Source organism: Chromohalobacter israelensis DSM 3043 (assembly GCF_000055785.1).
GTDB lineage: Bacteria > Pseudomonadota > Gammaproteobacteria > Pseudomonadales > Halomonadaceae > Chromohalobacter > Chromohalobacter israelensis.
On record NC_007963.1, the window covers coordinates 3204080 to 3229860 of the forward strand.

Annotated in this window: 26 protein-coding genes; 18 read left to right on the forward strand and 8 right to left on the reverse strand. The window is 65.4% G+C overall.

Annotation, left to right across the window (positions count from 1 at the left end):
* Window positions 1–7 precede the first annotated feature (7 nt).
* The 9 genes from CSAL_RS14540 to CSAL_RS14580 all read left to right on the forward strand — a co-directional run bounded on the left by CSAL_RS14540 (window position 8) and on the right by CSAL_RS14580 (window position 8590).
* Window positions 8–1456 carry a TrkH family potassium uptake protein gene (locus CSAL_RS14540; RefSeq protein ID WP_011508165.1) on the forward strand — a complete coding sequence of 483 codons (1449 nt, stop codon included), beginning with the start codon at window positions 8–10 and terminating at the stop codon, window positions 1454–1456.
* 210 nt (window positions 1457–1666) lie between these two features.
* Window positions 1667–2878, forward strand: coding sequence for a serine/threonine transporter SstT (gene sstT, locus CSAL_RS14545; RefSeq protein ID WP_043558617.1), 1212 nt, complete (start codon window positions 1667–1669; stop codon window positions 2876–2878).
* A gap of 131 nt (window positions 2879–3009) precedes the next feature.
* Window positions 3010–4224 (forward strand): TraB/GumN family protein, encoded by a 1215-nt coding sequence (locus CSAL_RS14550; RefSeq protein ID WP_011508167.1) that lies wholly within the window; start codon window positions 3010–3012, stop codon window positions 4222–4224.
* A gap of 309 nt (window positions 4225–4533) precedes the next feature.
* Window positions 4534–5691, forward strand: a complete 1158-nt coding sequence (locus tag CSAL_RS14555) for a GGDEF domain-containing protein (RefSeq protein ID WP_011508168.1) — start codon at window positions 4534–4536, stop codon at window positions 5689–5691.
* Window positions 5692–5819: 128 nt separating this feature from the next.
* Window positions 5820–6410, forward strand: a complete 591-nt coding sequence (locus CSAL_RS14560) for a SagB/ThcOx family dehydrogenase (RefSeq protein ID WP_050934547.1) — start codon at window positions 5820–5822, stop codon at window positions 6408–6410.
* A 66-nt stretch (window positions 6411–6476) separates the two neighbouring features.
* The gene (locus tag CSAL_RS14565; protein ID WP_011508170.1) at window positions 6477–7190 is read left to right on the forward strand and encodes a LysE family translocator; all 714 of its coding nucleotides are present in this window, start codon (window positions 6477–6479) and stop codon (window positions 7188–7190) included.
* 80 nt (window positions 7191–7270) lie between these two features.
* A complete protein-coding gene (locus CSAL_RS14570) occupies window positions 7271–7951 on the forward strand; it encodes a DJ-1/PfpI family protein (RefSeq protein ID WP_370599268.1) in 681 nt (226 codons plus the stop codon).
* A 53-nt stretch (window positions 7952–8004) separates the two neighbouring features.
* Complete coding sequence (locus CSAL_RS14575; protein WP_011508172.1) at window positions 8005–8286, forward strand: type II toxin-antitoxin system RelE/ParE family toxin; 282 nt, start codon at window positions 8005–8007, stop codon at window positions 8284–8286.
* A gap of 13 nt (window positions 8287–8299) precedes the next feature.
* Window positions 8300–8590, forward strand: a complete 291-nt coding sequence (locus CSAL_RS14580; protein ID WP_011508173.1) for a HigA family addiction module antitoxin — start codon at window positions 8300–8302, stop codon at window positions 8588–8590.
* A gap of 76 nt (window positions 8591–8666) precedes the next feature.
* On the opposite strand, the gene CSAL_RS14585 is transcribed toward CSAL_RS14580, so the two are convergent.
* A complete protein-coding gene (locus tag CSAL_RS14585) occupies window positions 8667–9563 on the reverse strand; it encodes a LysR family transcriptional regulator (RefSeq protein WP_043558621.1) in 897 nt (298 codons plus the stop codon).
* Between the two features lie 124 nt (window positions 9564–9687).
* Here CSAL_RS14585 and CSAL_RS14590 point away from each other — a divergent pair, with 124 nt between their 5' ends.
* The 4 genes from CSAL_RS14590 to CSAL_RS14605 all read left to right on the forward strand — a co-directional run bounded on the left by CSAL_RS14590 (window position 9688) and on the right by CSAL_RS14605 (window position 13982).
* Window positions 9688–10620, forward strand: coding sequence for a HalD/BesD family halogenase (locus tag CSAL_RS14590; RefSeq protein ID WP_011508175.1), 933 nt, complete (start codon window positions 9688–9690; stop codon window positions 10618–10620).
* Window positions 10621–10671: 51 nt separating this feature from the next.
* Window positions 10672–11949: a M24 family metallopeptidase gene (locus CSAL_RS14595; RefSeq protein ID WP_011508176.1), complete on the forward strand. Its 1278-nt coding sequence runs from the start codon at window positions 10672–10674 to the stop codon at window positions 11947–11949.
* Between the two features lie 35 nt (window positions 11950–11984).
* On the forward strand, window positions 11985–12998 hold the full coding sequence (locus CSAL_RS14600; RefSeq protein ID WP_011508177.1) for an isopenicillin N synthase family dioxygenase: 1014 nt from the start codon (window positions 11985–11987) through the stop codon (window positions 12996–12998).
* 123 nt (window positions 12999–13121) lie between these two features.
* A complete protein-coding gene (locus CSAL_RS14605; protein WP_011508178.1) occupies window positions 13122–13982 on the forward strand; it encodes a glycine betaine ABC transporter substrate-binding protein in 861 nt (286 codons plus the stop codon).
* 121 nt (window positions 13983–14103) lie between these two features.
* Here the strand turns inward: CSAL_RS14605 and CSAL_RS14610 are convergent, their stop codons facing one another.
* The 7 genes from CSAL_RS14610 to CSAL_RS17510 form a co-directional block, all read right to left on the reverse strand.
* Window positions 14104–15597: a BCCT family transporter gene (locus CSAL_RS14610; protein WP_083831140.1), complete on the reverse strand. Its 1494-nt coding sequence runs from the start codon at window positions 15595–15597 to the stop codon at window positions 14104–14106.
* A 331-nt stretch (window positions 15598–15928) separates the two neighbouring features.
* Window positions 15929–17482: a BCCT family transporter gene (locus tag CSAL_RS14615; protein ID WP_043558623.1), complete on the reverse strand. Its 1554-nt coding sequence runs from the start codon at window positions 17480–17482 to the stop codon at window positions 15929–15931.
* Window positions 17483–17606: 124 nt separating this feature from the next.
* A complete protein-coding gene (locus tag CSAL_RS14620) occupies window positions 17607–18503 on the reverse strand; it encodes a CHAD domain-containing protein (RefSeq protein ID WP_011508181.1) in 897 nt (298 codons plus the stop codon).
* An 84-nt stretch (window positions 18504–18587) separates the two neighbouring features.
* Window positions 18588–19331, reverse strand: coding sequence for a tRNA-uridine aminocarboxypropyltransferase (locus CSAL_RS14625; protein ID WP_011508182.1), 744 nt, complete (start codon window positions 19329–19331; stop codon window positions 18588–18590).
* A gap of 55 nt (window positions 19332–19386) precedes the next feature.
* Complete coding sequence (locus CSAL_RS14630; RefSeq protein ID WP_011508183.1) at window positions 19387–20337, reverse strand: bile acid:sodium symporter family protein; 951 nt, start codon at window positions 20335–20337, stop codon at window positions 19387–19389.
* A gap of 99 nt (window positions 20338–20436) precedes the next feature.
* Window positions 20437–21165: an SIR2 family NAD-dependent protein deacylase gene (locus CSAL_RS14635; RefSeq protein ID WP_011508184.1), complete on the reverse strand. Its 729-nt coding sequence runs from the start codon at window positions 21163–21165 to the stop codon at window positions 20437–20439.
* Window positions 21166–21226: 61 nt separating this feature from the next.
* Entirely contained in the window at window positions 21227–22114 is an 888-nt protein-coding gene (locus CSAL_RS17510; RefSeq protein WP_011508185.1) for an EamA family transporter, read from the reverse strand.
* A 66-nt stretch (window positions 22115–22180) separates the two neighbouring features.
* Between CSAL_RS17510 and CSAL_RS14645 the strand changes: the two genes are divergently transcribed.
* The 5 genes from CSAL_RS14645 (at window position 22181) to CSAL_RS14665 (ending at window position 25749) form a co-directional block, all read left to right on the forward strand.
* On the forward strand, window positions 22181–22966 hold the full coding sequence (locus CSAL_RS14645; protein ID WP_011508186.1) for a tRNA pseudouridine(65) synthase TruC: 786 nt from the start codon (window positions 22181–22183) through the stop codon (window positions 22964–22966).
* Between the two features lie 14 nt (window positions 22967–22980).
* The gene (gene tcdA, locus CSAL_RS14650; protein ID WP_011508187.1) at window positions 22981–23805 is read left to right on the forward strand and encodes a tRNA cyclic N6-threonylcarbamoyladenosine(37) synthase TcdA; all 825 of its coding nucleotides are present in this window, start codon (window positions 22981–22983) and stop codon (window positions 23803–23805) included.
* Window positions 23802–24032: a DUF1653 domain-containing protein gene (locus tag CSAL_RS14655; protein WP_011508188.1), complete on the forward strand. Its 231-nt coding sequence runs from the start codon at window positions 23802–23804 to the stop codon at window positions 24030–24032. The genes tcdA and CSAL_RS14655 overlap by 4 nt, the downstream gene beginning before the upstream one ends.
* A 113-nt stretch (window positions 24033–24145) precedes the next feature.
* Entirely contained in the window at window positions 24146–24652 is a 507-nt protein-coding gene (purE, locus tag CSAL_RS14660) for a 5-(carboxyamino)imidazole ribonucleotide mutase (RefSeq protein ID WP_011508189.1), read from the forward strand.
* Window positions 24653–24654: 2 nt separating this feature from the next.
* Window positions 24655–25749 (forward strand): 5-(carboxyamino)imidazole ribonucleotide synthase, encoded by a 1095-nt coding sequence (locus CSAL_RS14665; RefSeq protein WP_011508190.1) that lies wholly within the window; start codon window positions 24655–24657, stop codon window positions 25747–25749.
* The last annotated feature ends 32 nt before the right edge of the window (window positions 25750–25781 follow it).

Sequence of the window (25781 nt, forward strand, 5' to 3'; positions counted from 1 at the left end):
GGACGCCATGAGTCTTCTGGTGATCCTGCGGATCGTCGGGCTGCTGTTGATGCTGTTCAGCCTGACCATGGTACCGCCGGTGGCGATATCGTTGATCTTCGACGATGCCACCTGGGACGCCTTCGTCATTGGCCTGGGGATCTCGTTCGCCACGGGGATGGCGCTGTACTGGCCCACCCGCCACGCGCGACGCGAGCTGCGTACCCGTGACGGTTTCTTGATCACCGTGATGTTCTGGAGCGTGCTGGGGCTGTTCGGCTCGCTGCCCCTGATGCTCGCCGAGGATCCCTCGCTGTCGCTCACCGACGCGGTGTTCGAGTCCTTCTCGGGCCTCACCACCACCGGGGCGACGGTTCTCACCGGCATCGACCTGCTGCCCGAATCGATTCGCTTCTACCGCCAGCAGCTGCAGTGGCTGGGTGGCATGGGGATCGTGGTCCTGGCGGTGGCGATCCTGCCGACGCTGGGCATCGGTGGCATGCAGCTCTACCGCACCGAGATCCCGGGGCCGCTCAAGGACTCCAAGCTGACACCGCGCATCACCGAGACCGCCAAGGCACTGTGGTATATCTACGCCGCCCTGACGCTGGCGTGTTTTCTGGCTTACTGGCTCGCAGGCATGAGCTGGTTCGACGCCATCGGGCATAGCTTTTCCACCGTCGCCATCGGCGGCTTCTCGACCCACGATGCCAGCATCGGCTATTTCGACAGCGCCACCATCGAACTCATCTGCGTGTTCTTCATGGTGATCTCGTCGCTGAGCTTCGGGCTGCACTTCGCGGTGTGGCGTGAGAAACGCCTGCGCCATTATCTGGTCGATCCGGAATTCCGCTTCTTCATCATCTTTCTAACGTTGCTGGTCACCATCACCATCGCCACGCTCATGCTCAGCGGCACCTACACCGACACCCTGGGGCTGCGCCACGGCCTGTTCGAAGTGGTCTCGGTGGCCACCACCACCGGATTCGGGGTCGCCGACTTCACCGCCTGGCCGGGCGTGCTGCCGTTCATGCTGTTCATCGCCGCCTTCGTCGGGGCCTGCTCGGGTTCCGCCGGCGGGGGCATGAAGGTGATCCGCATCCTGCTGATCCTCAAGCAGGGGCTGCGCGAGATTCATCGCCTGATCCACCCCAACGCGGTGTTCTCGGTCAAGGTGGGCAAGATGCGCATTTCCAGCGGCGTGGCCGAGGCGGTATGGGGCTTTTTCTCCGCCTATCTGCTGCTCTTCGTGCTGATGCTGATGGTCCTGCTGGCCACCGGGCTGGACCAGGTCACGGCCTGGTCGGCGGTGGGCTCGGCGCTCAACAACCTGGGGCCGGGGTTGGGCAGCGTGGCCACGCACTACGGCGACATGCCGGCGCTCGCCAAGTGGACCCTGGTAATGGCCATGATGTTCGGCCGTCTGGAAATCTTCACCATCCTGGTGCTGTTCACACCGGCCTTCTGGCGCCGCTGACCGAGCGCTGCCGCGCGACAACATTCACTGTTGAATCGCACGCCAGCTGAAGATTTCTCCCTCAATCCTGCCGAAACGGCACGCTTCTTACCAAAGGATGAGCGCCAGAGGGACGAATGCCCGGGTATCGCGTGGGCACCAATGCTACCATGCGCGCTTTCCGGCTCGCCGAGACGGGCCACGTTCGTCATTCTGCCGCGAGAGATCGTCATGTCCGCCACCCTTGCCAGTCCCCTGCGTGCATTGCTGCGCCTCGGGCTCATTCCTCAGATCGTCATCGGTATCGCCCTCGGCGTGGGCGTCGCCATCGTCTGGCCCGATGCCGCCACGTCGGTCGCCCTGCTCGGCCAGGTCTTCATTTCCGCCCTGAAAGCAGTCGCCCCGATTCTGGTCTTCTTGCTGGTGATGACGGCCATCGCCAATCACCGGCGCGGCCAGCCCACGCACATTCGCGGCGTGCTGCTGCTGTACGTGGTCGGCACGCTGTGCGCCGCGCTGGTGGCGGTGCTCGCCAGCTTCATCTTTCCCACGTCGCTGGTGATCGACGCACCGCAGGCCAGCGGCGAACCGCCGGGCGGCATCGCCGAGATCCTGCGCAACCTGCTGCTCAATGTCGTCGACAACCCCGTCAACGCGCTGCTGAATGCCAACTTCGTGGGCATCCTGGCCTGGGCGATGGGGCTGGGAATGATGCTGCGCGGCGCTTCCGAGACCACGCTCGTCGTGCTCAATGCCTTCTCCGATGCCGTCTCGAGCATCGTCCAGCTGGTGATTCGCTGCGCCCCGCTCGGCATCTTCGGTCTGGTCGCGGGCACGCTCGCCGACACCGGCCTGAACGCCCTGCTCGACTACGCCCACCTGCTGGCCGTCATCGTCGGCTGCATGCTGTTCGTGGCCTTGGTCACCAACCCCTTGATCGTGTTCCTGGCCACGCGCCGCAACCCCTACCCGCTGGTGTTCGCGTGCCTGCGCGGCAGCGCCATCACGGCATTCTTCACCCGCAGCAGCGCCGCCAACATTCCGGTCAACATGGAGCTCTGCAAGCGTCTCGACCTGCACCCCGACACCTATTCGATCTCGATTCCCCTGGGCGCGACCATCAACATGGCCGGCGCCGCCGTCACCATCTCGGTAATCACCCTGGCCGCCACGCATACCCTGGGCATCGGCGTGGACTTCGCCACGGCGTTGCTGCTGTGCGTCGTCGCCTCGCTCGCCGCCTGCGGCGTCTCCGGCGTGGCCGGCGGCTCGCTGCTGCTGATCCCCATGGCCGCCAGCCTGTTCGGCATTTCTCCCGACGTGGCCATGCAGGTCGTCGCCATCGGCTTCGTCATCAGCGTCGTGCAGGACGCCACCGAAACCGCGCTGAACTCCTCCACCGACGTGCTGTTCACCGCCGCGGCGTGCCGCGCCAGGCGCTAGGCGCGTTGGCGGGCGAACCTGGCCCCGCTTGCAGACTGCCCTGCTCGCGCGATGCGCGAGCGGGACGGGTTTGGCCCGCCCCTCGCCTTCGTGGATAATCGAGCTTTTCCGCCATCGAAGCGAAACTCCGCATGCCCGATACACCCGCCGGCCCGCGTCAGGTCATCGATCAGGGCGAGACCCGTTACACCCTGCTGGGCACCGCCCACGTCTCGCGCGCCAGCGCCGACGAAGTCCGCGAATTGATCCGTTCCGGCGAGTTCGATGCCGTCGCCATCGAGCTGTGCCCCACCCGCTACCAGAGCGCGACCCAGCCCGACGCCATGGCCAAGATGGATCTCTTCCAGGTCCTGCGCCAGGGCAAGGCCGGCATGGTCGCCGCCAGCCTGGCCCTGGGCGCCTTTCAGCAACGCGTCGCCGAGCAGTCCGGCGTGACGCCCGGCGCCGAGATGCAGATGGCGATCAAGGAGGCCCGCCGCGCCGACCTGCCGCTGTACCTGGTCGACCGCGACATCGGCGTGACGCTGAAGCGCATCTATCACAGCGTGCCCTGGTGGCAGCGCATGAGTCTGGTCTCGGGCTTGCTGGGCAGCGTGGTATCGCGCAAGAAGGTCTCCAGCGAGGAAATCGAGCGACTCAAGGAAGGCGATGTCCTCGAGTCGACCTTCGCCGAGTTCGCCGAGCAGTCGGAATCGCTCTACACGCCGCTGATTCGCGAGCGCGATCGCTACATGGCCCTGCGCCTGCGCGAGGAGGTCAAAGGCGAGACGCCGCGCCACATCCTGGTGGTGGTCGGCGCCGGGCACCTGAAGGGCCTCGGGGAGCACATCGAGACGCTGGGCCAGCAACCGCCGAGCGCCGAAGCGCTCGACCAGGAACGCCACGCCCTGGAAGTCACGCCGCCCCGTTCCAGGCTCTGGAAGATGCTGCCCTGGGTCATCGTCGCGCTGGTGCTGACCGGCTTCGCCATCGGCTTCTCGCGGGATACCGAGCTCGGCTGGTCGCTGGTCGGCGAGTGGTTCTTGATCAACGGCGTCCTCTCGGCGCTGGGCACCGCCATCGCGCTGGCCCATCCACTGACCATCGTCGCGACCTTCTTCGCCGCGCCCTTGACGTCGCTCAACCCGACCATCGGCGCCGGTTTCGTCGCCGCCGGCGTCGAACTGGCCCTGCGCCGCCCCACCGTGGGTGACTTCTCGCGCCTGCGCCGCGACGTCAGCTCACCGCGCGGCTGGTGGAAGAACCGCGTCGCTCGCACGCTGCTGGTCTTTTTGCTCGCCACGCTGGGCTCCGCCGCCGGCACCTGGATCGCCGGGCTGCGTATCGCCGGGCAGCTTTTCGGGTAAGGACACACCCCCGCTCCATTGCCCACAGTCACCGCTTACTGGGTACTTCGACCGGCCGATGACCGGCCGGTCGTCCAACATGAGCCCCCACCCCATCTAGCATGCCGGCAAGCGCATGCCTGGGTTCAGACGAACACGTAGGCACCATCCAGACATGGCCTACGAAACCGCGTTCCTTGCCAATAAAATCATTGGAGTCTCGCACGCAACACAGGCACGCTCAGCCCTGAGAACAAAAGCGGCGACGTTTTGCAGCATGCGCCAGCCCCGTCGCCACGCAAGGACGTTTGATCGATGAGGGCCGCCCATATGCCAGACAAGCTTTACATGCACCACAACGCCTACTCAATTCCGCGCTGGCGCTTCATGTACTGGTTGCTCTGCGACAGCCGCTTGCCCTTGAATATTCAACAGCGCCTGCTGCTGGGCCCCAACACCCAGACATCCGTCATGTGGTCCGGGACGCTCACGGTACTCGTACTGACGCTCATCGCCCTCTCCCGTCATCCGGCACCGCTATTCTGGCTCTGGTTTCTGGCCACGCTCGCGATCTCGGGTTACCGCGCCGGGCTACATTACCATGTCAAGCGGCAATGGCGCTGGCGTATCGTCACACCCGCCGATCAGATCTATCTGGCCAATCTGCTCTGGAGTACCACGACCGGGCTGGGAACCGCGCTTTGCCTGCTCAGCGGCGATCCGGTACTACAAGTATTGGCCATCCCATCCATGGTCGCACTGGCATCGGCCGCAGCCGCTTTCTCTCACGGGACTCCCCGTTATGCCATGTTGCAAGTCCTGCTGCTGGACCTGCCTCTCAAACTCGCGGTTCCCTTCCAGCCTGAGCCCTGGTTCTGGGTATTCGTGCTGCAGGGCCCCTTCTTCTGGATGGGGCTGCACATGATGATCCATTCCCTTTACGACATGTCGACCCAGGCCCTGCTCGGGGAGTATCACAGCCAGCGGCAAGCCATCCTCGACCCGCTGACCGAGCTGTTCAACCGGGAAGGCTGGTTCCGCGAGGCCCTGACGATCCGTGGGCCAGGGCGCGTGCCACTTCCCGTCAGCCTGCTCTTTTCGGACCTAGACGGTTTCAAGCACGTCAACGACACCTACGGCCACATGATCGGCGATGATCTCCTTCGCGACATTGCCAGTGCAATGAGCGAGGCATTGAGAAGTGACGACATCCTCGCACGCTGGGGCGGTGATGAATTCGTGATCTTGCTACCAGGTATCAGCCCCGAGGCAAGTCGCACCGTTGCACAACGACTCATCGATACCACTGCCGACATCGGGCGTACCTATCCGGGAATAGGACTGAGCATCGGACTCGTGCATTGTCAGAATTGGCGAGGCATGGATCGCAACCGCCTGGAGCGTCTGGTCGCGCAGGCGGATCAATCCCTCTACCGAGCCAAGCGGCAAGGCAAGGGATGCTTTCAAGAACTGACCGAGCAGGTCTGAGCCCGCAAGCATCTCTTGGCACGGCGATCGGCCATACCCGACGACCTGTCTTGGATGACCCGAACTGTCGGCATCATCCTCGGGCAGAGCTACGCACCGCCTAATCCATGCAAACCAAGGAGAGAAATGTGGCCTCGTTCGAGCACACCATCCGTTCGCGTTATAGCTGTCGTGATTTCAGCCCGCAAACGGTTCCTCGCGCACTCCTCGACAGACTGCTAAGGGCCGCGCAGGGGATCACCCATGCCGATGGCAAACGCAGCGTGCCTTCGGCGAGTTCTCTCTACTCTCTCAAGCTATTAGCGATAGCCGGGCGCATTCGCGGCCTGGACGCGGCGGCCTACATCTTCGACCCCGAAAGCTGCAGGTTGGAAACGTACCTCGACCACGACGTACGATATGCACTCCAGCACGCGGCACTCGAGGAGCAACCTTGGATCGGCCAGGCGGCCGGCATTATCACGATCTGTGCCGACATGGGAGCCGCAACCCAAACATTCGCCGATCAACCACCCTATGGATCACGCGGCCAACGCTATGCTTGGATCGAGGCAGGCGCCGCAGCTCAGAACATTCAGTTGCAAGCAACTGCCGAGGAGCTGGGTAGCGTGCTCGTCGCCGGCTTCCGCGACGAGGCCACGGCAGAAGCGCTGGTCCTCGAAGCGCCTATAACGCCGCTAATCCATTTGTGCTTCGGTTGGCCGGCTGCTAAGCAGTAACGGGCCCCGACGGAATAAACGATGTCCGAGAGCCACTGACGGTTTTCCACCAAGGAAGGAGTGACCATGATCCGCGTCCCATTATTCTGCAGTGGCCTGATGGCGCTGGTCATCGTGGTCATGACACAGGCGTTCCTGGGTGCGGTTACCTCCATCGACTGGCCGCTCCTGATCGGTGCGTCCATAGTCATGGCTTTAACGCCTGGCGCCAATCAGCTCTTATCGCTTTCCAATGGTTTCCATGTCGGTGTCGCGCCTGCCATGACGGCGGCCTGCGGACGCTTCGCAGCGTTCGCCTTGATGGTGGTCGGTGTCGCGGTGGGGCTCGGGCATTGGCTGGCAACCTCCGCGATGTTCTTCAGCGTGCTCAAGTGGATTGGCGTGGCGTATCTGTCATATCTCGGAGTGAGGTCATTGCTCACGGCTTGGCGACCTAAAGCGGTAAGCCCGAGCGAGGGCATCGAGACTGCGCAGACCTGGCCGCTGCTACGCCGGGAAGCGCTGGTCGCATTCTCCAACCCCAAGGCATATGTGCTGTTTGCGCTCTTCCTGCCGCAGTTTTTGCATGCCGATAGCGTGTCGTTCGCACCGGCCATCATGCTGGCGGGGCTGGCTTATATCTTGATCGAGTTCGTTTGCGCGCTGCTCTATGCCGGCGCGGGACATCTACTCGGGCGCGGCCGCATCAGCCTGAGCCGGCAACGCTGGCTGGATGGTATCAGCGGCTCGCTAATGGTTAGCCTGGCCGGGTGGTTGGCGTTGGCGAAACGCCAAGCTTAAGCCGGGAGATCGATGCAAGGCTAGCACTGCAGGGCAGTCATCAGGGATGACAATGATCCGACGCAATACTCGTCATACCGATCTACCCCGGCGTAACGCACCTGGATTTCACCGGGCCTCATCAATTCTTCTCTCGTTCGCCGCAAATCGATGTAGTGATCGCATCCATTGGCGGAGCCCCCGTCGACGCTCAGGGATTGACGTTTTCCAACCTGGACGACCTGACAGAGATCGCGGCTTGCGACGTTCTCTGCGTTCCCGGTGGCCTGGGCTGCCTCGATGCGGCCGAGGACATCCGTTTTATCCACGCCATTCGACACTTGGCCGGCACCGCAAAGTTCGTGACCTCAGTATGCACCGGCTCATTGATTCTGGGAGCGGCGGGTCTGCTCCACGGAAGACGAGCCGCCTGTCACTGGGCGTGGCGCGACATGCTGCCATTGTTCGGTACTATCCCGGACCCGGCACGTGTAGTGCGCGATGACGAGATCATCACAGGCGGCGGTGTCACCGCCGGAATCGATTTCGCGCTGACCGTCATCGCAGAGTTAACCGATGACGAGACCACTCAGCGTGCTCAACTGATTCTCGAATATGCTCCCGCACCGCCGTTTGATGCGAAACAGCCCCAGCCGCCATCCACGACCACGTCGTCGCCGACATGGCCGAGCTGCAGGCCTCACGTTACCGCCAGGCGCAATACCTGGCCGAGCGTTACGCCATACGTCGCTAGCCTTGATGATCTCTTCGACCAAATATAACGCATTGCGTCATATGCTGCTATGCGTTATATTTTGAAAAAAAGGAGGCTGGCGTGATCAAAAGCTTCAAGGATAAACAAACTGCCACCATTGCAGCTGGCAAGGTCGCTCGAAAGCTTCCACACGACATGCAACGCACCGCCTTGAAAAAGCTGCGCCAATTGGATGCCGCTGCTCAACTCGACGACCTACGCATTCCCCCAGGTAACCGTTTGGAAGCGCTGCAAGGTAATCGCGAGGGACAATACAGCATTCGTATCAACGATCAGTGGCGAATTTGTTTTCGGTTCGAGAGCGGCAACGCTCATGATGTCGAAATCATCGATTACCACTGAGGGAGGTAAAACCATGACTGAAGAACGGCTCCCCAACATTCATCCCGGTGAGATTCTGCTGGAGGATTTTATCGGCCCGTTGGGCTTGACCAAGAATGCCCTAGCGACGGCTATCGGTGTGCCTGCCACGCGTATCGGTGAAATCACGCGCGGGGCAAGATCGATCACGGCGGACACGGATCTGCGACTGTCGATCTACTTCGGCACCAGCCCGGGCTATTGGCTGCGGTTGCAGAACGCCTTTGACCTGGAAGAAGCCCGGCGGCACAGTCGCCTCGAAGGTATCCGCCCCAGGGTGGCGTAAGGCGATCCGAGCGATACCATCGAGCAAGGCTGCGACATGAACCGCTGCCTCTCGATTTCCCGCCGCTCCTGACCTTTCACTCCGCCACGCCGCTCTCTTCCAGCACCTCGTCGATCAGCGCGACGAAATCGTCGAAGGCGGGGTGCGTCAGGCTCGGGGAACGGTGTACTTCGATCACGGCGGGGGGCAGCGACGGCAGGCCCTCCTCTTCCCCCAGCGCTTGCCAGTCCTCGGGTAACGAGCGACGGTCGGTCACGGTCAGTGTCTGGCCCTGATTGACGATGACGCGCAAACCGCTCGGACTCTGACTGGTGGAGTCGAGTTGCCAGTCGCGACCGATGCCGGCCAGCGCGGCCAGCGCCCGGCGCCGGTAAATGCACTGCTCCGGGAACAGCGCCAGCGGAATCGGCCGCCCGGGGTCGAGCGCAAAACGCCGATGCGCCGCCCAGACCACGTCCTCCGTGGCCACGGGCCGCCCTCCACTGTCCGCGGCGTGCTGCACCGCCAGCACGATATCCAGCGAGCCTTTCTCCAATTGTTCCAGCAGTTCCGTCGACATGCGGCAGTGGATATGCACATGAACGTCGGGATGCCGGGCGCCGAAGCGTTCGAGCAATGCCGGCAACCAGGTATCGGCATAGTCCTCGGGGATGCCGAAGCGCAGCGTCACCGGCTGGGAGCGCCCCAGCGCCGCGATCGCCTCGCGCTGCAGCTGCAGCAGGCGCCGTGCGTAGACGAGGAAGGTCTCGCCATCGCCGGTCAACGTGAGTCGACGGCTGCCACGCTCGATCAGCAAGGTGCCGAGGCGCGACTCGAGCGTGCTGATGCGCAGGCTGATGGTCGACTGCGTCTTGTGCAGGTAACGCGCCGCGGCGGTGAAACCGCCGCTGTCGGCCACGGTGACGAAGGCCAGCAGCAGATCGCTGTCCAGCGCGGCCAGCGCCGTACTATCGGTATTCCCGATGGCTGCCATTGAAATGACTCGTTTTACTGATGGGAGAGTTCTGTCCAGCATAGAGGACATCGACAGGCCGCCCAACCTTCACGGCGGCAACGTCCTGTCACCCGACACCTTGCTGATCGAGAGGACACCTGCCATGCCGACGACCGCTGCCGCGATCGACCCCGCCGTCGACGCCAAGCCGACCCAGCGCCGGCTCGCCGATGCCGAGCGCACCGACCTGAGCGAACTGGTCGACACCGACCGCTATCCGCTGCATGACGTCGACGACCCGCGCCTTCAGGCCGAGATCGCCCGGGTGCGCGAGGACCTGGACCGCGAAGGCTGCGCCGTGCTGCGCGGCTTCCTGCGCCCCGAGGCATTGGAGCAGGCCCGCGACGAGGGGCGTGAACTCTCGACCAAGAGCTATTACTCCAGCTGTCGCGTCAACGCCTGGTTCACCAGCGACGACGAAAGCCTCCCCGCGAGCGACCCTCGGCGGCATTTCATGGAGCGCACCAGCGGCTTCGTGACCCGCGACATGATCCCCGCCGATACGGTGATCCAGCAGCTTTACGTCTCGCCGGCGATGAAGCGTCTGGTGGCCGAGTGCCTGCAGGAGGACGAGGTCTACGAGTATGCCGACCCGTTCGCCGGCCTGGTGCAGAACGTGCTTCCGCCGGGCACCGAGCAGCCCTGGCACTACGACACCAACGAATACATCGTCACGATGATGACCGATGCCCCGGAAACCGGCGGCGAGTTCCAGTATTGCCCCAACATCCGCACCCCGGCGGGCGAGAACTATGCCGGCGTCGGCGCGGTGATCCGCGGCGAGGACACCACCACGCCCCGCACCCTGCTGCTGCGCCCCGGCGACCTGCAGCTCTTCAAGGGCCGTTACTCGCTGCACCGCGTGACACGCGTCGGCGGCCAGCGCGAGCGTCACACCGCGATCTTCGCCTACTCGCAACAGCCGGGCGTGGTGGGTCGTCTCGAGCGCACTCGCCAGCTCTACGGCCGGGTCTCGGAAGCCCACATCGAGGCGGAAAAGCGCCGTGAAGTTCGCGCCGACGGGCTGCTCGACTGATCGAAATGCCTGGAACGGGCTGATTCAATTTCCATGACGGGACCGACGACCATGACCCGCTTGTCATCCACGCTGCCTTCCCTGCTGGAAGGCACCGATATCCTGGCGCCGACGCACGAACCCGCCGAGTGCGAGCCCACTCAGGCCGAGAGCCGCCAGATTCTGCTCGACCGCCTGGCCCGCACCCGGGCCGAACTGAAGAAACGCGATATCGTCGCCGCCGTGCTGTTCGACCCGACCCATGTGCGCTACGCGACCGGCGCCCGCAACATGCAGGTCTACTCGGCGCGCAACCCGGCGCGTTACGCCTTCGTGCCGGCCGAGGGCCCGGTGGTGATGTTCGAGTTCTCCGGCTGCAGTCACTTGACCGAAGGGCTGCCGGGCATCGACGAGACACGCCCGGCGACGGCGATCTCCTATTATTTCTGTGAAGACAACCTTCAGCAGACCACCGAGGCGTGGGCGGACGAGATCGACGAACTGGTACGCCGATGCGGCGGACAAAAAGGCGACAAGGTGGCCATCGAAAGCGCCACCTCGCATGCCGCCTTCGCGCTGGTCGAACGCGGCTGGCAGATCTGCGATGCCCAGATCCCGCTGGAGCGGGCGCGGGCGATCAAGGTCCCCAACGAGATCAAGATGGTGCGCAGCTCGCTGCGCGCGGTCGAGGACGGGGTCCGCAAGCTGGAAGCGGCGATTCGCCCCGGCGCCACGGAGAACGAGGGCTGGTCGCAGCTGCACCAGCACATCATCGCCACCGATGCGGACTACGTCGAAACCCGGCTGATGAATTCCGGGCCGCGCACCAACCCCTGGTTCCAGGAGTGCTCCAATAGAGCGATGCAGGCCGGCGAGCTGGTCGCGCTGGATACCGACGTGGTCGGCCGTTATGGTTACTACGCCGATTTCTCGCGAACCTTCCTGTGCGGCGACGGCCAGGCGTCGTCCACCCAGCGCGAGTTGTATCGCATGGCCTTCGATCAGGTACGCACCAACATGGCCCTGATCGCGCCGGGCATGTCGTTCAAGGAATACGCCGAGAAGGCCTGGCAGATTCCCCAACCCTACAAGGCGCGCCGCTATTTCGCGCTGGCGCATGGGGTCGGCATGACCGGCGAGTATCCGTATATCGTTCACCGCGAGGACATCGACGACAAGGGCTACGACGGCATCATGCAACCCGGCATGACGCTTTGCGTGGAAAGCTATATCGGCCACGAGGCCGGCGGCGAAGGCGTCAAGCTCGAGGAGCAGCTTTACATCCGCGACGATGGCCAGGTCGAATTGCTTTCCGACTATCCACTCGATACGCGGCTGCTGGCCGACTGAGGGCCAGTCGTCTCATCCCGACAGAAGCGAACGCCATGACCCAGACATCGATCCCGCATATCGATCTCACGCCACTTCTCGAAGGCGCCGGCAGCGACGATCCCGCGCACGCCGATAGCGTCGCGGCCATCGTCGATGCCGCCTGCCGTTCCGGCTTCATGACCGTGGGCATCGCGCCGGGGCAACTGGCTCTGCCCGACGACATCCATGCACGGCTGCTGCGCTTTTTCGAGCTCGATGCCGCCGCCAAGCAACGCCTGGCGCGGCACAAGTTCGAACCGGCCAACGGCAATGTGTATCGCGGCTATTTTCCGCCGCAGAACGAGGACCCGACCTGGAAGGAAGGCATCGACCTCGGCGCGGATGTCGCTCATCCCGAGCGCGCCGACGCGGCGAGCGGCGACCCGCTGCGCGAGCCCACGCCGCAGCCGCCGGCAGCGTCCCTGCCGGGCTGGTCGGACGATGTCGCCGCCTATTACACGGCGATGGAATCCTTGGGCGGCGTGATCGCCGCAGCGCTGGCCGAAGGCCTCGGCATGCCGCGCAACACGCTCATGCAGCCCTTCGAAAACGGCAATTCAACGCTACGCTTGATTCATTACCCGGAGCGTCCCGCCGAGACACTGGCCAGCATGCCGGCCGTCGATGGCCAGGGCGATGCCCGGCGCAGGATGGTCGGCGTGCCGCATTGCGACAACGGCTTCATCACCCTGCTCTGGCAGGACCGCGTCGGCGGCCTGCAAGTGCAAACGCCCGACGGCGACTGGGAAGACGTCGCACCGCGCGACAATGCCCTGGTGGTCAATTTCGGCCGCCTGCTGTCGGACTGGTCCGGCGGGCGGATCCAGGCCACGGAACACCGCATCGTCGGCGGCACACGGTCGCGACACTCGATTCCGTTTTTCTTCGAGCCCGCGGTCGAGGCCACCATCGAGGCCCCGAACGCCGATGGCGACGGCGGCTATGTCTACGGCGACCGGCTATGGCAGCGCATGCAGGCCTTCGTCGAATTCCAGGGGCTGGAACGCGCCCCCGCTGCACGAGACTGACACGGAATCGGCACCGCCGGACGTCCCTCGGCGACCGAACGATGCGACGACAACGTCGCCACCCTGACCGGGCCATGCTGTATAGACGCTTGCTTTTCCCACCACCCAACGAGGAATGACAACATGAAAACGACTTTGTGCTCCCTGGCCGCCGCGGCAATCTTCACGGCCGCCACGACCGCCCAAGCCGAGGACAAGACGCTGGTGATCGGCACCAACAACTGGGCCGAGAACATCGCGGTCGCCAACATGTGGAAGCTCATCCTCGAGAATCGGTACGACTACGATGTCGAACTCTCCGATGTCAGCAAGAACGCCCTCTACAGCGGCCTTGCCAACAGCGACTTCGACATCTCGCTCGAAATCTGGCTCCCCAACACCGATGCGCGCTATCTCGAGCCCTACAAGGATCAGCTCGAAATCAACGGCGCCTGGTACGAAGGCACCGGGCTAGGCCTGGTGGTGCCGAGCTATGCCGACATCGACACCATTCCCGAACTCAAGGAGCAAGCCGAGGAATACGGCTACCAGGGCAGCCCCAGCATTCTGGGCATCGACTCCGGCTCGGCGATCGCCGGTCTGACCGACGAGGCCATCGACGCGTACGACCTCCCCATGGAACAGGTCAACAGCTCCGGGCCGGCGATGATGGCCGCGCTGGATGCGGCCTACCAGCAGGAAGAGCCGATCGTCGTGACGCTGTGGAGCCCGCACTGGGCCTTTGCCGAGTACGACCTCAAGTACCTCGAGGATCCCAAGAACGTCTACGGCGACAACGAAACCATCTACTGGTTCTCGCGCCCGGGCTTCACCGAGGACGATCCCTGGCTCACCGAGGTGCTCAACGCCTGGCACATGGACGATGACAGCCTGGGCGGCCTGATGGCCGAGATCGAACAGGCCGGCGACCCGGTGGAAGGGGCCGAGACCTGGATCGAGGACAATCAGGACCTCATCGACGAGTGGCTCGCCGCCGGCGAATGACCTGCCAGTCACCGCGTCCGATCCACACGAGGCCTGATCCAAATGGGGCCTCGTCCGCAACGACAAGCGCCCCGGCATGCGATATGCCGGGGCGCTTTTGCATGCAAGGCATCGCCGTCGATTACGAGGTGACGATTCCCTGACGCCTGGCCATGGCCTGCGCGGCGCGCGGCCCCAGCCATAGCGTGGGCAGCAGCACCAGCGACACGGGGAACGCCGTGATCACGATGAATTGCTGCAGCACGCCGATCTGCCCGGCCCCCATGTAGAGTAGAACCGCCGCCATCAACGCCATGGCCACGCCCCAGAATGCGCGCAGCGCCGGCTGGGGGTCGTCGTGCCCGGCATTGACCACGGAAACCGCGTAGCTCATGGAGTCGCCGGTGGTGGCCACGAAGATCGTGGTCAGCACCAGCACCGCCAGCGCCATCAATTTACCGCCCGGCAGTGCCTGCGCCACCGCCAGCGTGGCGACATCGAACTGGAAGTCGTTGAGCGCCTCGCCGAGATCGATGGCACCGCTCATCTGGTAGAAGATGCCCGAGCCGCCCAGCAGAGTGAACCACAACGAGGTGGCCACGGGAGCGAGCAAGGCCACGGCGACGACCAGCTGACGAATGGTGCGCCCTCGCGAGATACGCGCCACGAAGATCGCCATCAATGGCGCATAGCCGATGAACCAGGCGAAGAAGAATACCGTCCACCACTTCATCCACCAGTCCGGCGCGGCCTGCGAGGTCATGGTGGCCATCTCGAAGAACGATCCCAGATAGGTGCCGAACCCCTGGAACCAGCTATCGAACAGAAACTGGGTGGATCCGAAGAGCAGGATCACGGCGCCAATACCCAATGCCAGCATGACATTGAAACGGCTCAGCATCTGGATGCCACGATCGACGCCGGTGATCGCCGAACTCACATAGAGCCCGCCCAGTACGACGAGGATCATCAACTGGGTGCCATAGCCCTCGGTCACGCCGAACAGCGTATGCAGGCCGAAGTTCATCTGGGTCGCCAGAAAGCCGATGGGCCCCACGGTACCGGCGACCACGGCGATGACGCAGACCGCATCCACCACCCCGCCCAGAACGCCGCGCATGCGCGCCTCGCCCAGCAACGGCGCCAGCAGCGTGCGCGGCTGTAGCGGCAAACCGCGATCATAGTGATGATGCGACAGCACGATGGCCGCCAGGGTGCCGAGCACCGCCCAGGCATGAAACCCCCAGTGCATGAAGGACTGTGCCAGCGCATTGGGCACGGCTGCCGGCGTACCTGGCTCACTGGAAAATGCCGGCGGCGTGACCACGAAATGGTAGATAGGTTCGCCGGCAGCAAAGAAGACACCGCCTCCGCCCAGCAGCGTGCACAAGATGATCGACACCCACTTGAAGGTGCCCATGTCCGGGCGTTGCCGATCGCCGATGCGCGCGCGCCCCGCAGGCGATACCGCCACGCCCACGGCGATGAACAAGTTCAACAGCAGCAGCAGTTGGAAATAGGCCCCCAGATTCTTCGCCGTCCAGGCGAACCCCACGCTGATCGCCGCGGTCATTGCGTCGGCGTCGATCAACGAAAACGCCACAAAAAGGATGATGAAGCCGATCGACAGCCCCATCACCGTCGGGTCGCCAAAATGCGTGCCCGAGCGCGTGGCGCTCGCCTCGTTTTGAGTCGTCAATGTCCAGTTCCGATCGTCGCGTGAGGCGCGCACACTACCGACCTTCGTCGAACACGGCAAATCGAAATTTCAACTTCGGGCACGCCCCGCACCGCAAAAGAAGACAAAGTCGTCGATCATGTGCCATTCACATCGTTCGCATCACCCACTCAGATGATCGACGAATGGCCGGGGCCAGCGAGTAAAACCCTGCGCCCAACGACAAGCGCCCCGGCATGCGATATGCCGGGGCGCTTTGCATGCAAGACATGCACGGCATCGCCGTCGATTACGAGGCGACGACCCCCTGACGCCTGGCCATGGCCTGCGCGGCGCGCGGCCCCAGCCACAGCGAGGGCAGCAGCACCAGCGAGACCGGGATCGCCGTGATCACGATGAACTGCTGCAGCACGCCGATCTGTCCTGCCCCCATGTACAGCAGGATCGCCGCCATCAGCGCCATGGCCACGCCCCAGAACGCGCGCAGTGCGGGTTGCGGCTCGTCATGACCGGCGTTGACCACGGAAATCGCATAGCTCATGGAGTCGCCGGTGGTGGCCACGAAGATCGTCGTCAGCACCAGTACCGCCAGCGCCATCAGCTTTCCGCCCGGCAGTGCCTGCGCCACCGTCAGCGTGGCAACATCGAACTGGAAGTTGTTGAGCGCTTCGCCGAGATCGATGGCACCGCTCATCTGGTAGAAGATGCCCGAGCCGCCCAGCAGCGTGAACCACACGGAGGTCGCCAGGGGCGCCATCACCGCCACGGCCACGACCATCTGGCGAATGGTGCGTCCCCGCGAGATACGCGCCACGAAGATCGCCATCAGCGGCGCATAGCCGATGAACCAGGCGAAGAAGAACACCGTCCACCACTTCATCCACCAGTCCGGCGCGGTCTGCGAGGTCATGGTGGCCATGTCGAAGAACGAGCCCACATAGGTCCCGAAGCCCTGGAACCAGCTATCGAACAGGAACTGCGTCGGCCCCAGAAGCAGGATCGTGGCGCCGATCGCCAATGCCAGCATGACATTGAAACGGCTCAGCATCTGGATGCCCCGGTCGACCCCGGTGATCGCCGAGGTCACATAGACACCGCCCAGCACGAGCAGGATTACCAGTTGCGTGCCGTAGCCCTCGGCCACGCCGAACAGCGTATGCAGGCCGAAGCTCATCTGGGTCGCCAGAAAGCCGATGGGGCCCACGGTACCGGCGACCACGGCGATGACGCAGACCGCATCCACCACGCCGCCGAACACGCCGCGCATGCGCGCCTCGCCCAGCAACGGCGCCAGCAGGGTACGCGGCTGCAGCGGCAGGCCACGGTCGTAATGGTGATGCGACAGCACGATGGCCGCCAGGGTGCCGAGCACCGCCCAGGCCAGAAAGCCCCAGTGCATGAAGGACTGCGCCAGTGCATTGGGAACTGCTGCCGGCGTGCCCGCCTCGCTGGAAAAGGCGGGCGGCGTGACCACGAAATGATAGACCGGCTCACCGGCGGCAAAGAACACACCGCCCCCGGCCAGCAGGGTGCACAGGATGATCGACACCCACTTGAAGGTGCCCATGTCCGGCCGCTCGCGATTGCCGATGCGCGCACGGCCCGCCGGCGAAGCTGCCACGCCCACCGCGATCAGGAAGGTCAGCAGCAGCAACAGCTGGAAATAGGCACCCAGCGTCTTCGCCGTCCAGGCGAACCCGGCACCGATCACCGCCGTCATGCCCTCGGGATCGGTCAGCGAGAACGCCACGAATAACACGATAAAGCCAATCGTCAGCCCCAGCACCGTCGGGTCGCCATAGCGAATACCCGAGCGCGTGGCACTCGTATTGTCTTGAGTCATCTGGTCTTGGTTCCGGTCATCGAGTGAGGGGCGCACCCTACCGACCTTGGTGGTAGACGGCAAATCGTGATGTTCGACGTCCGGGCATACGTCTCCCTTCGACGCCTTCGCCATGCCACGCCGTTCAGGCGCGCGCGATCTTCCAGTAGCGTGCGACGCGCTTGTTCAGTGCTTTCGGCGATTCCGCGAACAGCCGACGCCCGAGCGTCTCGGCCTTGCCCTGCAGGACCTCCCGTCGGCGTTCGACGAGCTCATGCAGGGCCTCGCGTCGCGCGGAATCGACGCGCTGCATGTCCTCGGCGTCGAGGGCGATGGTGAGCATCGCGAGGTCGTGGTCCTCCCCCAGCAGGTCGGAAAGCCGGTGGGCCTGTTGCGCGCGCATCTTGAACGCGGCCGGCCACAGCGGGCGCAGCAACTCGCATTGATGACGGTGATACTTCACGCGCTTGCGCCATTCGTGCAGCGTGGCGGTGGAAGGCAGGCGCCGTGCCGCGCCCAGCGCATCGCGGGCCTGGGCATAGCTGGCCGACCAGCCGCCCGACACGGCGGCATAGCCCTGCGCTGCCAGCGTCCAGTCGGCGACCGCCTCGCGCGCCTCGGACAACGCCGATGCCAACCCCTCCCAGTCCGGGGTATCGTCACCCGCAAGCGTGGCATCACGGCGCACCACCAGCTTGCGGCGAATCGCCGTGTAACGACGACGGTCGAGTTCCGCCTCGTGCAGGCTCATCAGGTGCTCGAACGTCTCGACGAGCACCTGATCGTCGCGATTCCCGGCCACGCGACGCGCCAGGTCGCGAAAGCGCCGATTCTCACGGCGGTAGCGCTTTTCGCCCAGCGCCGGACGCACCAGGCGCAACAGCGCCCGCAGCTTCTTGCAGCGCTGGCGCAGTGCATGAATGGCGGTGACCGGGTCCGCCTCGCGATCGCGTAGCGCCGCCTGGGCGTGTTCGATCTGCTGGATGGCGATACGCTGAACGCTCGCCTCGGTCGGCTCTTGCATGGACACGCGATAGGACACGTCGCTCTCCTGAATCGGGACGATATTCCCAGTCTAGACGCCGCCAAGCGAAACCGACCACGTGACGTCCTTCAATGACGCCGATTAGCGTCGCGCGAGCAAGCGCCGCATCGCGGCGGTCGGGGCTTCGATCTGATGGTGGCGACGGCTGGAGGCGTAGCTTTCATTGAAGACTTCGAAGTAGTCGTCGAGTGCGCCAGAGGCATCGAGGTCACCGCTGAGGCGAAGTAGCTCGACGGCGACCTCGGCGGTGCACAGATGCTCGCTGGAGGCCGCCTTGCGCAGTCGATAGCGCGACAGGCGCCGGGTCTTGAGCGGCAGCACCGGCAGGCGGTCGAGGTAGGGGCTGCGACGGAAGATGCGCCGGGCCTGACGCCAGGTACCGTCGAGCAGGAGGAACACCGGAATGCGTGAGGCCGCGAGCGCCTCCTCGACGGCATCGGGCCCCACCACGCGCTCGGCGTAGTCGGCCTGATCGTCGGGAAAGATGATGAACGGCGCGAAGCGCGCGTCATCGAGCAGCGCCAGCAGTCGCGGGTCCGGCTCGGTGCGGTACCAGGTGAAGACCTGGGTGTCAGGCAGGATGTCGCCGATCAAGCGGCCGGTATTGGTGGGCTTGTAATGCTCGAGCGGGTGCGTCAACAGCCAGAAGCGCACGCGGCTCTCGGCCGTGACACGGTACGGACACAGGCAGTTGAGCCTGGGCAACCGGCACTCCGGGCAACGCGAGACGAAGCTGCCACGCGCGTTGAACGGCTTGCGCGGCGGCGCGTCTTCATCGGGAACCAGCGTGGCGGTATCGGCCGGTGCATCGTGGGATTCATGCATGAGGTATCAGGCTGGGTCGAGAAGGCCGGGCATTCTAGCATGCCCGGCCGGGCGTTCATCCACGTGATGTCGAGGCCGCCGGCGGCGCGTTCGACACATGGCGACGCTTCCAGTACCCCGCCAGCAGCGAGCCGGACACGTTGTGCCACACCGAGAACAGCGCTCCGGGCAGCGCCGCGCCTGCGGTGAAGAACTGATTGGCCAGGGTCACCGCCAGCCCGGAGTTCTGCAGACCGACCTCGAAGGCGATGGTGCGCGCGGTGCGCGTGTCGAAACGCAGCGCCCGCGCCAGGCCGTAGCCCGCGGCCAGGCCGATGCCGTTGTGGGCGATGACCGCCAGCGCGACGACCGGCCCCAGGGTGCTCAAGCGACCGGCATTGAGCGCCACCACGATGGCGATGATCAGCACGATGGCCGCCATGGCCAGCGTCGCCAGCGCCGGCTCCACGCGCTGGATATGCGTGCCCAGCAGATGATGGATCACCACCCCCAGCACGATGGGCGCGACCACCAGTTGGGCGATGCTCAGCAGCATACCGAGTACCGGCACGTCGATGCTCTGGCCCAGCAGCAGCAAGGTGATCAGCGGCGTGGCGACCACCGAGATCAGGGTCGAGACCATGGTCATCGACACCGACAGCGCTACATGGCCGCCGGCCAGCCAGGTCATCACGTTGGACGAGGTGCCGCCCGCCGTGGCGCCGACCAGCACCATGCCGATGGTCAGCTCGGGCGACAGGCCCAGCACCCGCGAGACCAGCAGCGCCGCCAGCGGCATGACCAGGAACTGCAGCAAGACGCCCACCGCGATCGGCTTGGGTGTCTTCACCACCCGGACGAAGTCCTCCTTGGTGAGCGTCAGCCCCATGGCGAACATGATGATCACCAGCAGCGTCTTGATGTAACCGGCCAGGCCGGTGAAGAACTCGGGCGCAAAGGCGGCGATGACCGCCAGCAGGATGGCCCAGACGGGAAACAAGCGGTTGATGCGTTCGAAAATCGACATGTATGTGTCCTAGCGTGTCTCGTCGGTGCTCGAGCACCTTGTTGTGTCGAGGGTGTGTTGAAGCTGGTATTGAACATCGGGGCGACGATTGTATTCCACTCAGACCCAGTCCGGCACCCAGAGCGCCCCGGCCTGGCGCCAATGCTCGACCAGCGGCGGCACGCCCTGGCTCGCGAGCTGCGAAATGGCGCGCACGCCACGCGGCACGAGCGATTCCGCCTGGGGGTCGACGAGCAGGCAGGGCGCCTCGATGGGGGCCTGATCGAGCAGCATCGCCGCCGGCATCACCGCCAGCGAAGTGCCGACCACCAGTACCAGATCCGCCTCGGCGACGATCTCGCATGCCTGGGCGTAGCGCGGCACCGGCTCGCCGAACCACACCACGTCCGGCCGCAGCTGGCTGCCCTTGTCGCATAGATCCCCCAGGCGGATGCCCTTGCGCCCCACCGGATAACGCAGGTTGGGGTCGGCGCTCGAGCGGGACATGAGGATCTCGCCGTGCAGATGCAGGACATCGCGGGACCCCGCACGCTCGTGCAGGTCATCGATGTTCTGCGTGATCACGCTGACCTGAAACCCGGCCTGCTCCAGTTCGGCCAGCGCGCGATGCGCGGCGTTGGGCGTCGCCTGGCGCGTTTGCTCGCGACGCGCGTCGTAGAAGCGCAGCACGGTTTCGGGGTCGCGGGCAAAGGCCTCGGGCGTGGCGACATCCTGCACGCGATGGTTTTCCCACAGCCCGTCGCCGTCGCGAAACGTCTTCAGGCCGCTTTCGGCGCTGATCCCTGCCCCTGTGAGGACGACGAGATGCGGTCCCTGATGTTCGCTCATGCCTACCTCGTGATCTGTGGTTCGAGAAAGTGGTTGTGAGCTCAAGAAGTGGATGTGAGGTTCAACCCAACTGAAATAACACGATCGCACCCGCCATCACCACCGCGCACGCCAGGCGCTGATAGAACACCCGGCCGCGCTTGAGCGGGTCGGCGAGCCCCAGCCCCAACCGCGTGGCGAGCAGCGCCAGGGCGATCGACAGGATGCCCCGCGACGACTGGATGATGTTGCCATGGACCGCGCCCAGAATGCTGAAGGCGATGAACATCAGCAGCATCGAAACCAGCCAGGCGCTCGCCACCGGCCATGTCTTGAAGGCCTTGCGCCACTGGCGCCTGGACAGCCCGATGCCCACCGGGGCCACCAGCAGCCCAGCCACGCTATACGCCAGGAACACCGACAGCAACGCCCCATGCAGGCCCGGCACCTCGATGCCGCGGGTCAGCGCGACCACGCCCAGGTCGCAGCCCGAATAACCGGCCACCGCGAGCAGGATCCATCCCGCCGCCGAGGGCTTGAGCCGTCCGCCCGCCAGGCTCATGGCCAGCGCCGCGCCGCCGCACAGGATCACCGCCGTCCACTGCAGAACGCTCAACGTCTCCTCCGCCGCCAGCGCCGTCACGCCGGCCAGCAGCACGACCTTGAGCCCCAGCAGCGGCGAGACCCGCGATGCCACGTCGCGCCGCAGCGCGCGAAACAGCGCCGCCTGGCCCCCGAGGTAGCACACGTTCATCGCCAGCAGCGGCATCCACACCGCCTCCAGGCGCGCGCCGCTGCCCGGCAGCAGCAGCGCCACCCCCAGCAACGAGGCACCGCCCATCAGCAGGTGGGAAAACACCAGCATGGCCCGCGTGGAAAGCGTGTAACGGCTGCCCACGTAGGCGGCCACGAAATAATAAATCGCCTGGCACAAGGCCCCCAGCAGGCCCGTGACGACACCCAGGATCATCGGCTGTACATCCTATGTGGCAAGGTCGACAATAGGCGCCCTTCGAGCTGGCCGAAGGTTCCCCTCATGTCGTTGGAATTGCCCGTACTTTATCAGGACGAGCGCATGGTTGCCGTGCAAAAACCGTCGGGAATGCTCGTTCACCGCAGTCCGATCGCCCGTGACGCGCGGGTGTTCGCCCTGCAGACCCTGCGCAACCAACTGGGGCGCCACGTCTATCCGGTCCACCGGCTCGACCGGCCGACCTCGGGGCTTCTGCTGTTCGCCCTCGACCCGGAGATGGCCCAGGCGCTGGGCGAGGAATTCACCGCGCACCGCGTGCACAAGCGCTACCTGGCGGTGGTCCGCGGCGTCGGCCCGGAGCAGGACCTGCTCGATTACGGCCTGCGCGAGGAAGATGGCTCGCGGCCCAAGGCGGAAATGCCCGAACTCGAAGCCTGGACGGCCGTGCGCCGCCTGGACAGCGTCGAACTGCCGGTGCGCATCGACCGTTATCCCCAGGTACGCTATTCCTTGATGGAGGCCCGGCCATGGACCGGGCGGCGGCATCAGATTCGCCGCCACCTGGCGCGGCGTGGCTATCCGATCATCGGCGACGCCAAGCATGGCAAGGGCGCCCACAATCGCTTCTTCCGCGAGCGACTGGACAGCCCGCGCCTGCTGCTCGCGGCCGTGGGCATGACGGTCTGGCACCCCGAGCAGGCACGCACGCTGCAGCTCGATGCGCCCCTGGCCGACGACATGCAGGCGCTGTTCGCGCGCTTCGGCTGGCAGGGCCACGCCCCGGCGGCCCGCGTCGCCTGGCACGCAGAACGCCCCGCCGCGTTGTTGTCACCCGGCCACGACCGGTAACGAGGAACGATCACATGCAAGACGATTACGATTTCCGCTTCGGCGGCATCCGCCGACTGTACGGCGCCCAGGCCGCCGCGTTCTTCCGCCGCGCCCACGTGGTGGTCATCGGCGTGGGCGGCGTGGGCAGCTGGGCCGTGGAGGCCCTGGCCCGCGCAGGCGTCGGCACCCTGACGCTGATCGACCTCGACGATGTCTGCGTGTCCAACGTCAACCGCCAGCTGCATGCGCTGGACGGCACCATCGGCCGGCCCAAGGTCGAGGTGCTGGCCGAGCGTTGCCGTGCCATTCAGCCCGGGATCACCGTGCATGCGGACACCGCCTTCGTGACGCCGACCAACCTCGCCGAGCGCCTGCCCGAGGACGCCGATCACGTCATCGACGCCATCGACAGCGTCGTCGCCAAGAGCGCGTTGATCGCCTGGTGCAAGCGCCGCAAGATCGGCCTGACCGTCACCGGCGCGGCGGGCGGCCAGACCGACCCCACGCGGATCCGCGTCGCCGACCTGACGCGCACCGAGCACGACCCGCTGCTCGCCAAGGTACGCGCGCGCCTGCGCCGTGACTTCGGCTTCTCGCGCAATCCCAAGCGGCGCTTCGGCGTCGAATGCGTGTACTCCGACGAGCAGCTGGTCTACCCCGGCGCCGACGGCGAGGTCTGCCGGCAGAAGCCCGGCGACGGCGAGGCCACCCGCCTCGACTGCGCCTCCGGCTTCGGCGCGGCGACCTTCGTCACCGGCAGCTTCGGTTTCGTGGCCGCCTCGCGTACGCTGGCACGGCTCGCCGCCCGAGCCGCACGCGAGGCCGCCCCCACCCCTTCCACGGAGACCTCCTCATGAGCCACGACACCCGCCCGGTGCCCGGCATCTACCGTCATTACAAGGGCGCCAGCTACGAAGTGCTGGGCGTCGCCCACCACAGCGAGACCGAGGAACCGCTGGTGGTCTATCGCGCGCTCTACGGCGACTACGGCCTCTGGGTACGCCCCCTGACGATGTTCTGCGAGACCGTCGAGGTCGCCGGCGAACCGGTCGCGCGCTTCGAGCTCGAGGCCGCCTTCCGCTGAGCGGCGTGCGTCGCTGAGCGAGGGCGCTGATGCTATAATGCCGCGCTTCTCGTTTCGCGCGACGCCACGACGTTGCCACAACGGCGTTGCCACACACACGAAGGGGAGAAAGCATGAGCGCACTGGTTGGTGTCATCATGGGCTCGAAGTCCGACTGGGCGACCTTGTGCCATACCGTCGACACGCTCGAGGCACTCGGCATCGAGCACGAGGTCAAGGTCGTCTCGGCGCACCGCACGCCGGATCTGCTGTTCGACTACGCCGCCGGCGCTGCCGATCGCGGCCTGGAAGTCATCATCGCCGGTGCCGGCGGTGCCGCGCATCTGCCCGGGATGGCCGCCGCCAAGACGCCCCTGCCGGTGCTCGGGGTGCCCGTGCAGTCGAGCATGCTCAGCGGGGTCGACTCGCTGCTCTCCATCGTGCAGATGCCGGCGGGCATTCCCACCGGCACCCTGGCCATCGGCCGAGCCGGCGCCATCAACGCCGCCCTGCTCGCCGCCGCCATGCTGGGCAACAAGTACCCGGCGATCCGCGAAGCGCTGGAAGCCTACCGCGCCGAGCAGACGCAAAAAGTGCTCGACGCGCCCGACCCTCGCCCCACCGACTCCCAGGAGACATGAGCATGCATATCGGTATCGTGGGCGGCGGCCAATTGGGCCGGATGCTGGCCCAAGCGGGGGCGCCGCTGGACATGCGCTTCACCTTCCTCGATCCCTCGACCCAGGCGTGCGCCGCCTCGCAGGGCGTGCACCTCTGCGCCGATTGGGACGACGAAGAAGCGCACCAGGCACTCATCGAAGCCAGCGACGTGATCACCTTCGAGTTCGAGAACGTCTCGACCATGGCGCTGACGCAGCTCGCCGAGCAGCGCCCGGCCTTCCCGCCGGCCAAGGCACTGGAAACCGCGCGCGACCGTGGCGCCGAGAAATCGCTGTTCCAGTCGCTGGACATCGCCATTGCCCCCATCGCGCTGATCGAGAGCCAGGAAGATCTGGACCGCGCGGTGGCCGAGATCGGCCTGCCGGCGGTGCTCAAGACGCGCACCCTGGGCTACGACGGCAAGGGCCAGAAGGTGCTGCGCAGCGCCGACTACGTGCCCGGCAGCGTCGCCGAGCTGGGTGACGTGCCCTTGATCCTGGAAGGCTTCATCGACTTCGATCATGAAGTCTCGGCCATCGCCGTGCGCGGCCGCGACGGCGAGGTGCGGGTGTGGCCGCTGTCACGCAACGAGCACCGCCAGGGCATCCTGCATCGTGCCGAGCCGCAGCCCGACCACCCGCTGTACGCCCGCGCCGCCGACTACGCCACCCGCGTGCTCGACGCGCTGGAGTACGTCGGGGTCATGGCCTTCGAGTTCTTCGTCACCCGCGACGGCGAGCTGCTCGCCAACGAAATCGCCCCCCGCGTGCACAACTCCGGGCACTGGAGCATCGAAGGCGCGACGACCAGCCAGTTCGAGAATCACCTGCGCGCCGTCGCCGGGCTGCCGCTGGGCGACACGACACGCCTCGTGCCCTGCGCCATGCTCAACATCATCGGCGCCTTCCCCGACCGCGACGCCGTGCTCAGTGTCGCCGGCGCACGCCTGCACGACTACGACAAGGCCCCGCGCCCCGGCCGCAAGATCGGCCATGTCACGGTTCTCGCACCCGACGAGGCCACCCTGGCCGAGCGCGTCGCCGCCGTCGAGGCCCTGCTGGTCAACGACCTGGGCTGAGCCCCCGCCCCGCGCCCCCCGTCGTAACGCAA

What these genes read in the sequence shown, in the direction of transcription:
- CSAL_RS14540 (WP_011508165.1), top strand. Translation starts at nt 8, where the DNA reads ATGAGTCTTCTGGTGATCCTGCGGATCGTCGGGCTGCTGTTGATGCTG.
- sstT (WP_043558617.1), top strand. Translation starts at nt 1,667, where the DNA reads ATGTCCGCCACCCTTGCCAGTCCCCTGCGTGCATTGCTGCGCCTCGGG.
- CSAL_RS14550 (WP_011508167.1), top strand. Translation starts at nt 3,010, where the DNA reads ATGCCCGATACACCCGCCGGCCCGCGTCAGGTCATCGATCAGGGCGAG.
- CSAL_RS14555 (WP_011508168.1), top strand. Translation starts at nt 4,534, where the DNA reads ATGCCAGACAAGCTTTACATGCACCACAACGCCTACTCAATTCCGCGC.
- CSAL_RS14565 (WP_011508170.1), top strand. Translation starts at nt 6,477, where the DNA reads ATGATCCGCGTCCCATTATTCTGCAGTGGCCTGATGGCGCTGGTCATC.
- CSAL_RS14580 (WP_011508173.1), top strand. Translation starts at nt 8,300, where the DNA reads ATGACTGAAGAACGGCTCCCCAACATTCATCCCGGTGAGATTCTGCTG.
- CSAL_RS14585 (WP_043558621.1), bottom strand. Translation starts at nt 9,563, where the DNA reads ATGGCAGCCATCGGGAATACCGATAGTACGGCGCTGGCCGCGCTGGAC.
- CSAL_RS14590 (WP_011508175.1), top strand. Translation starts at nt 9,688, where the DNA reads ATGCCGACGACCGCTGCCGCGATCGACCCCGCCGTCGACGCCAAGCCG.
- CSAL_RS14595 (WP_011508176.1), top strand. Translation starts at nt 10,672, where the DNA reads ATGACCCGCTTGTCATCCACGCTGCCTTCCCTGCTGGAAGGCACCGAT.
- CSAL_RS14600 (WP_011508177.1), top strand. Translation starts at nt 11,985, where the DNA reads ATGACCCAGACATCGATCCCGCATATCGATCTCACGCCACTTCTCGAA.
- CSAL_RS14605 (WP_011508178.1), top strand. Translation starts at nt 13,122, where the DNA reads ATGAAAACGACTTTGTGCTCCCTGGCCGCCGCGGCAATCTTCACGGCC.
- CSAL_RS14610 (WP_083831140.1), bottom strand. Translation starts at nt 15,597, where the DNA reads ATGGGGCTGTCGATCGGCTTCATCATCCTTTTTGTGGCGTTTTCGTTG.
- CSAL_RS14615 (WP_043558623.1), bottom strand. Translation starts at nt 17,482, where the DNA reads ATGACTCAAGACAATACGAGTGCCACGCGCTCGGGTATTCGCTATGGC.
- CSAL_RS14625 (WP_011508182.1), bottom strand. Translation starts at nt 19,331, where the DNA reads ATGCATGAATCCCACGATGCACCGGCCGATACCGCCACGCTGGTTCCC.
- CSAL_RS14630 (WP_011508183.1), bottom strand. Translation starts at nt 20,337, where the DNA reads ATGTCGATTTTCGAACGCATCAACCGCTTGTTTCCCGTCTGGGCCATC.
- CSAL_RS14635 (WP_011508184.1), bottom strand. Translation starts at nt 21,165, where the DNA reads ATGAGCGAACATCAGGGACCGCATCTCGTCGTCCTCACAGGGGCAGGG.
- CSAL_RS17510 (WP_011508185.1), bottom strand. Translation starts at nt 22,114, where the DNA reads ATGATCCTGGGTGTCGTCACGGGCCTGCTGGGGGCCTTGTGCCAGGCG.
- CSAL_RS14645 (WP_011508186.1), top strand. Translation starts at nt 22,181, where the DNA reads ATGTCGTTGGAATTGCCCGTACTTTATCAGGACGAGCGCATGGTTGCC.
- tcdA (WP_011508187.1), top strand. Translation starts at nt 22,981, where the DNA reads ATGCAAGACGATTACGATTTCCGCTTCGGCGGCATCCGCCGACTGTAC.
- CSAL_RS14655 (WP_011508188.1), top strand. Translation starts at nt 23,802, where the DNA reads ATGAGCCACGACACCCGCCCGGTGCCCGGCATCTACCGTCATTACAAG.
- purE (WP_011508189.1), top strand. Translation starts at nt 24,146, where the DNA reads ATGAGCGCACTGGTTGGTGTCATCATGGGCTCGAAGTCCGACTGGGCG.
- CSAL_RS14665 (WP_011508190.1), top strand. Translation starts at nt 24,655, where the DNA reads ATGCATATCGGTATCGTGGGCGGCGGCCAATTGGGCCGGATGCTGGCC.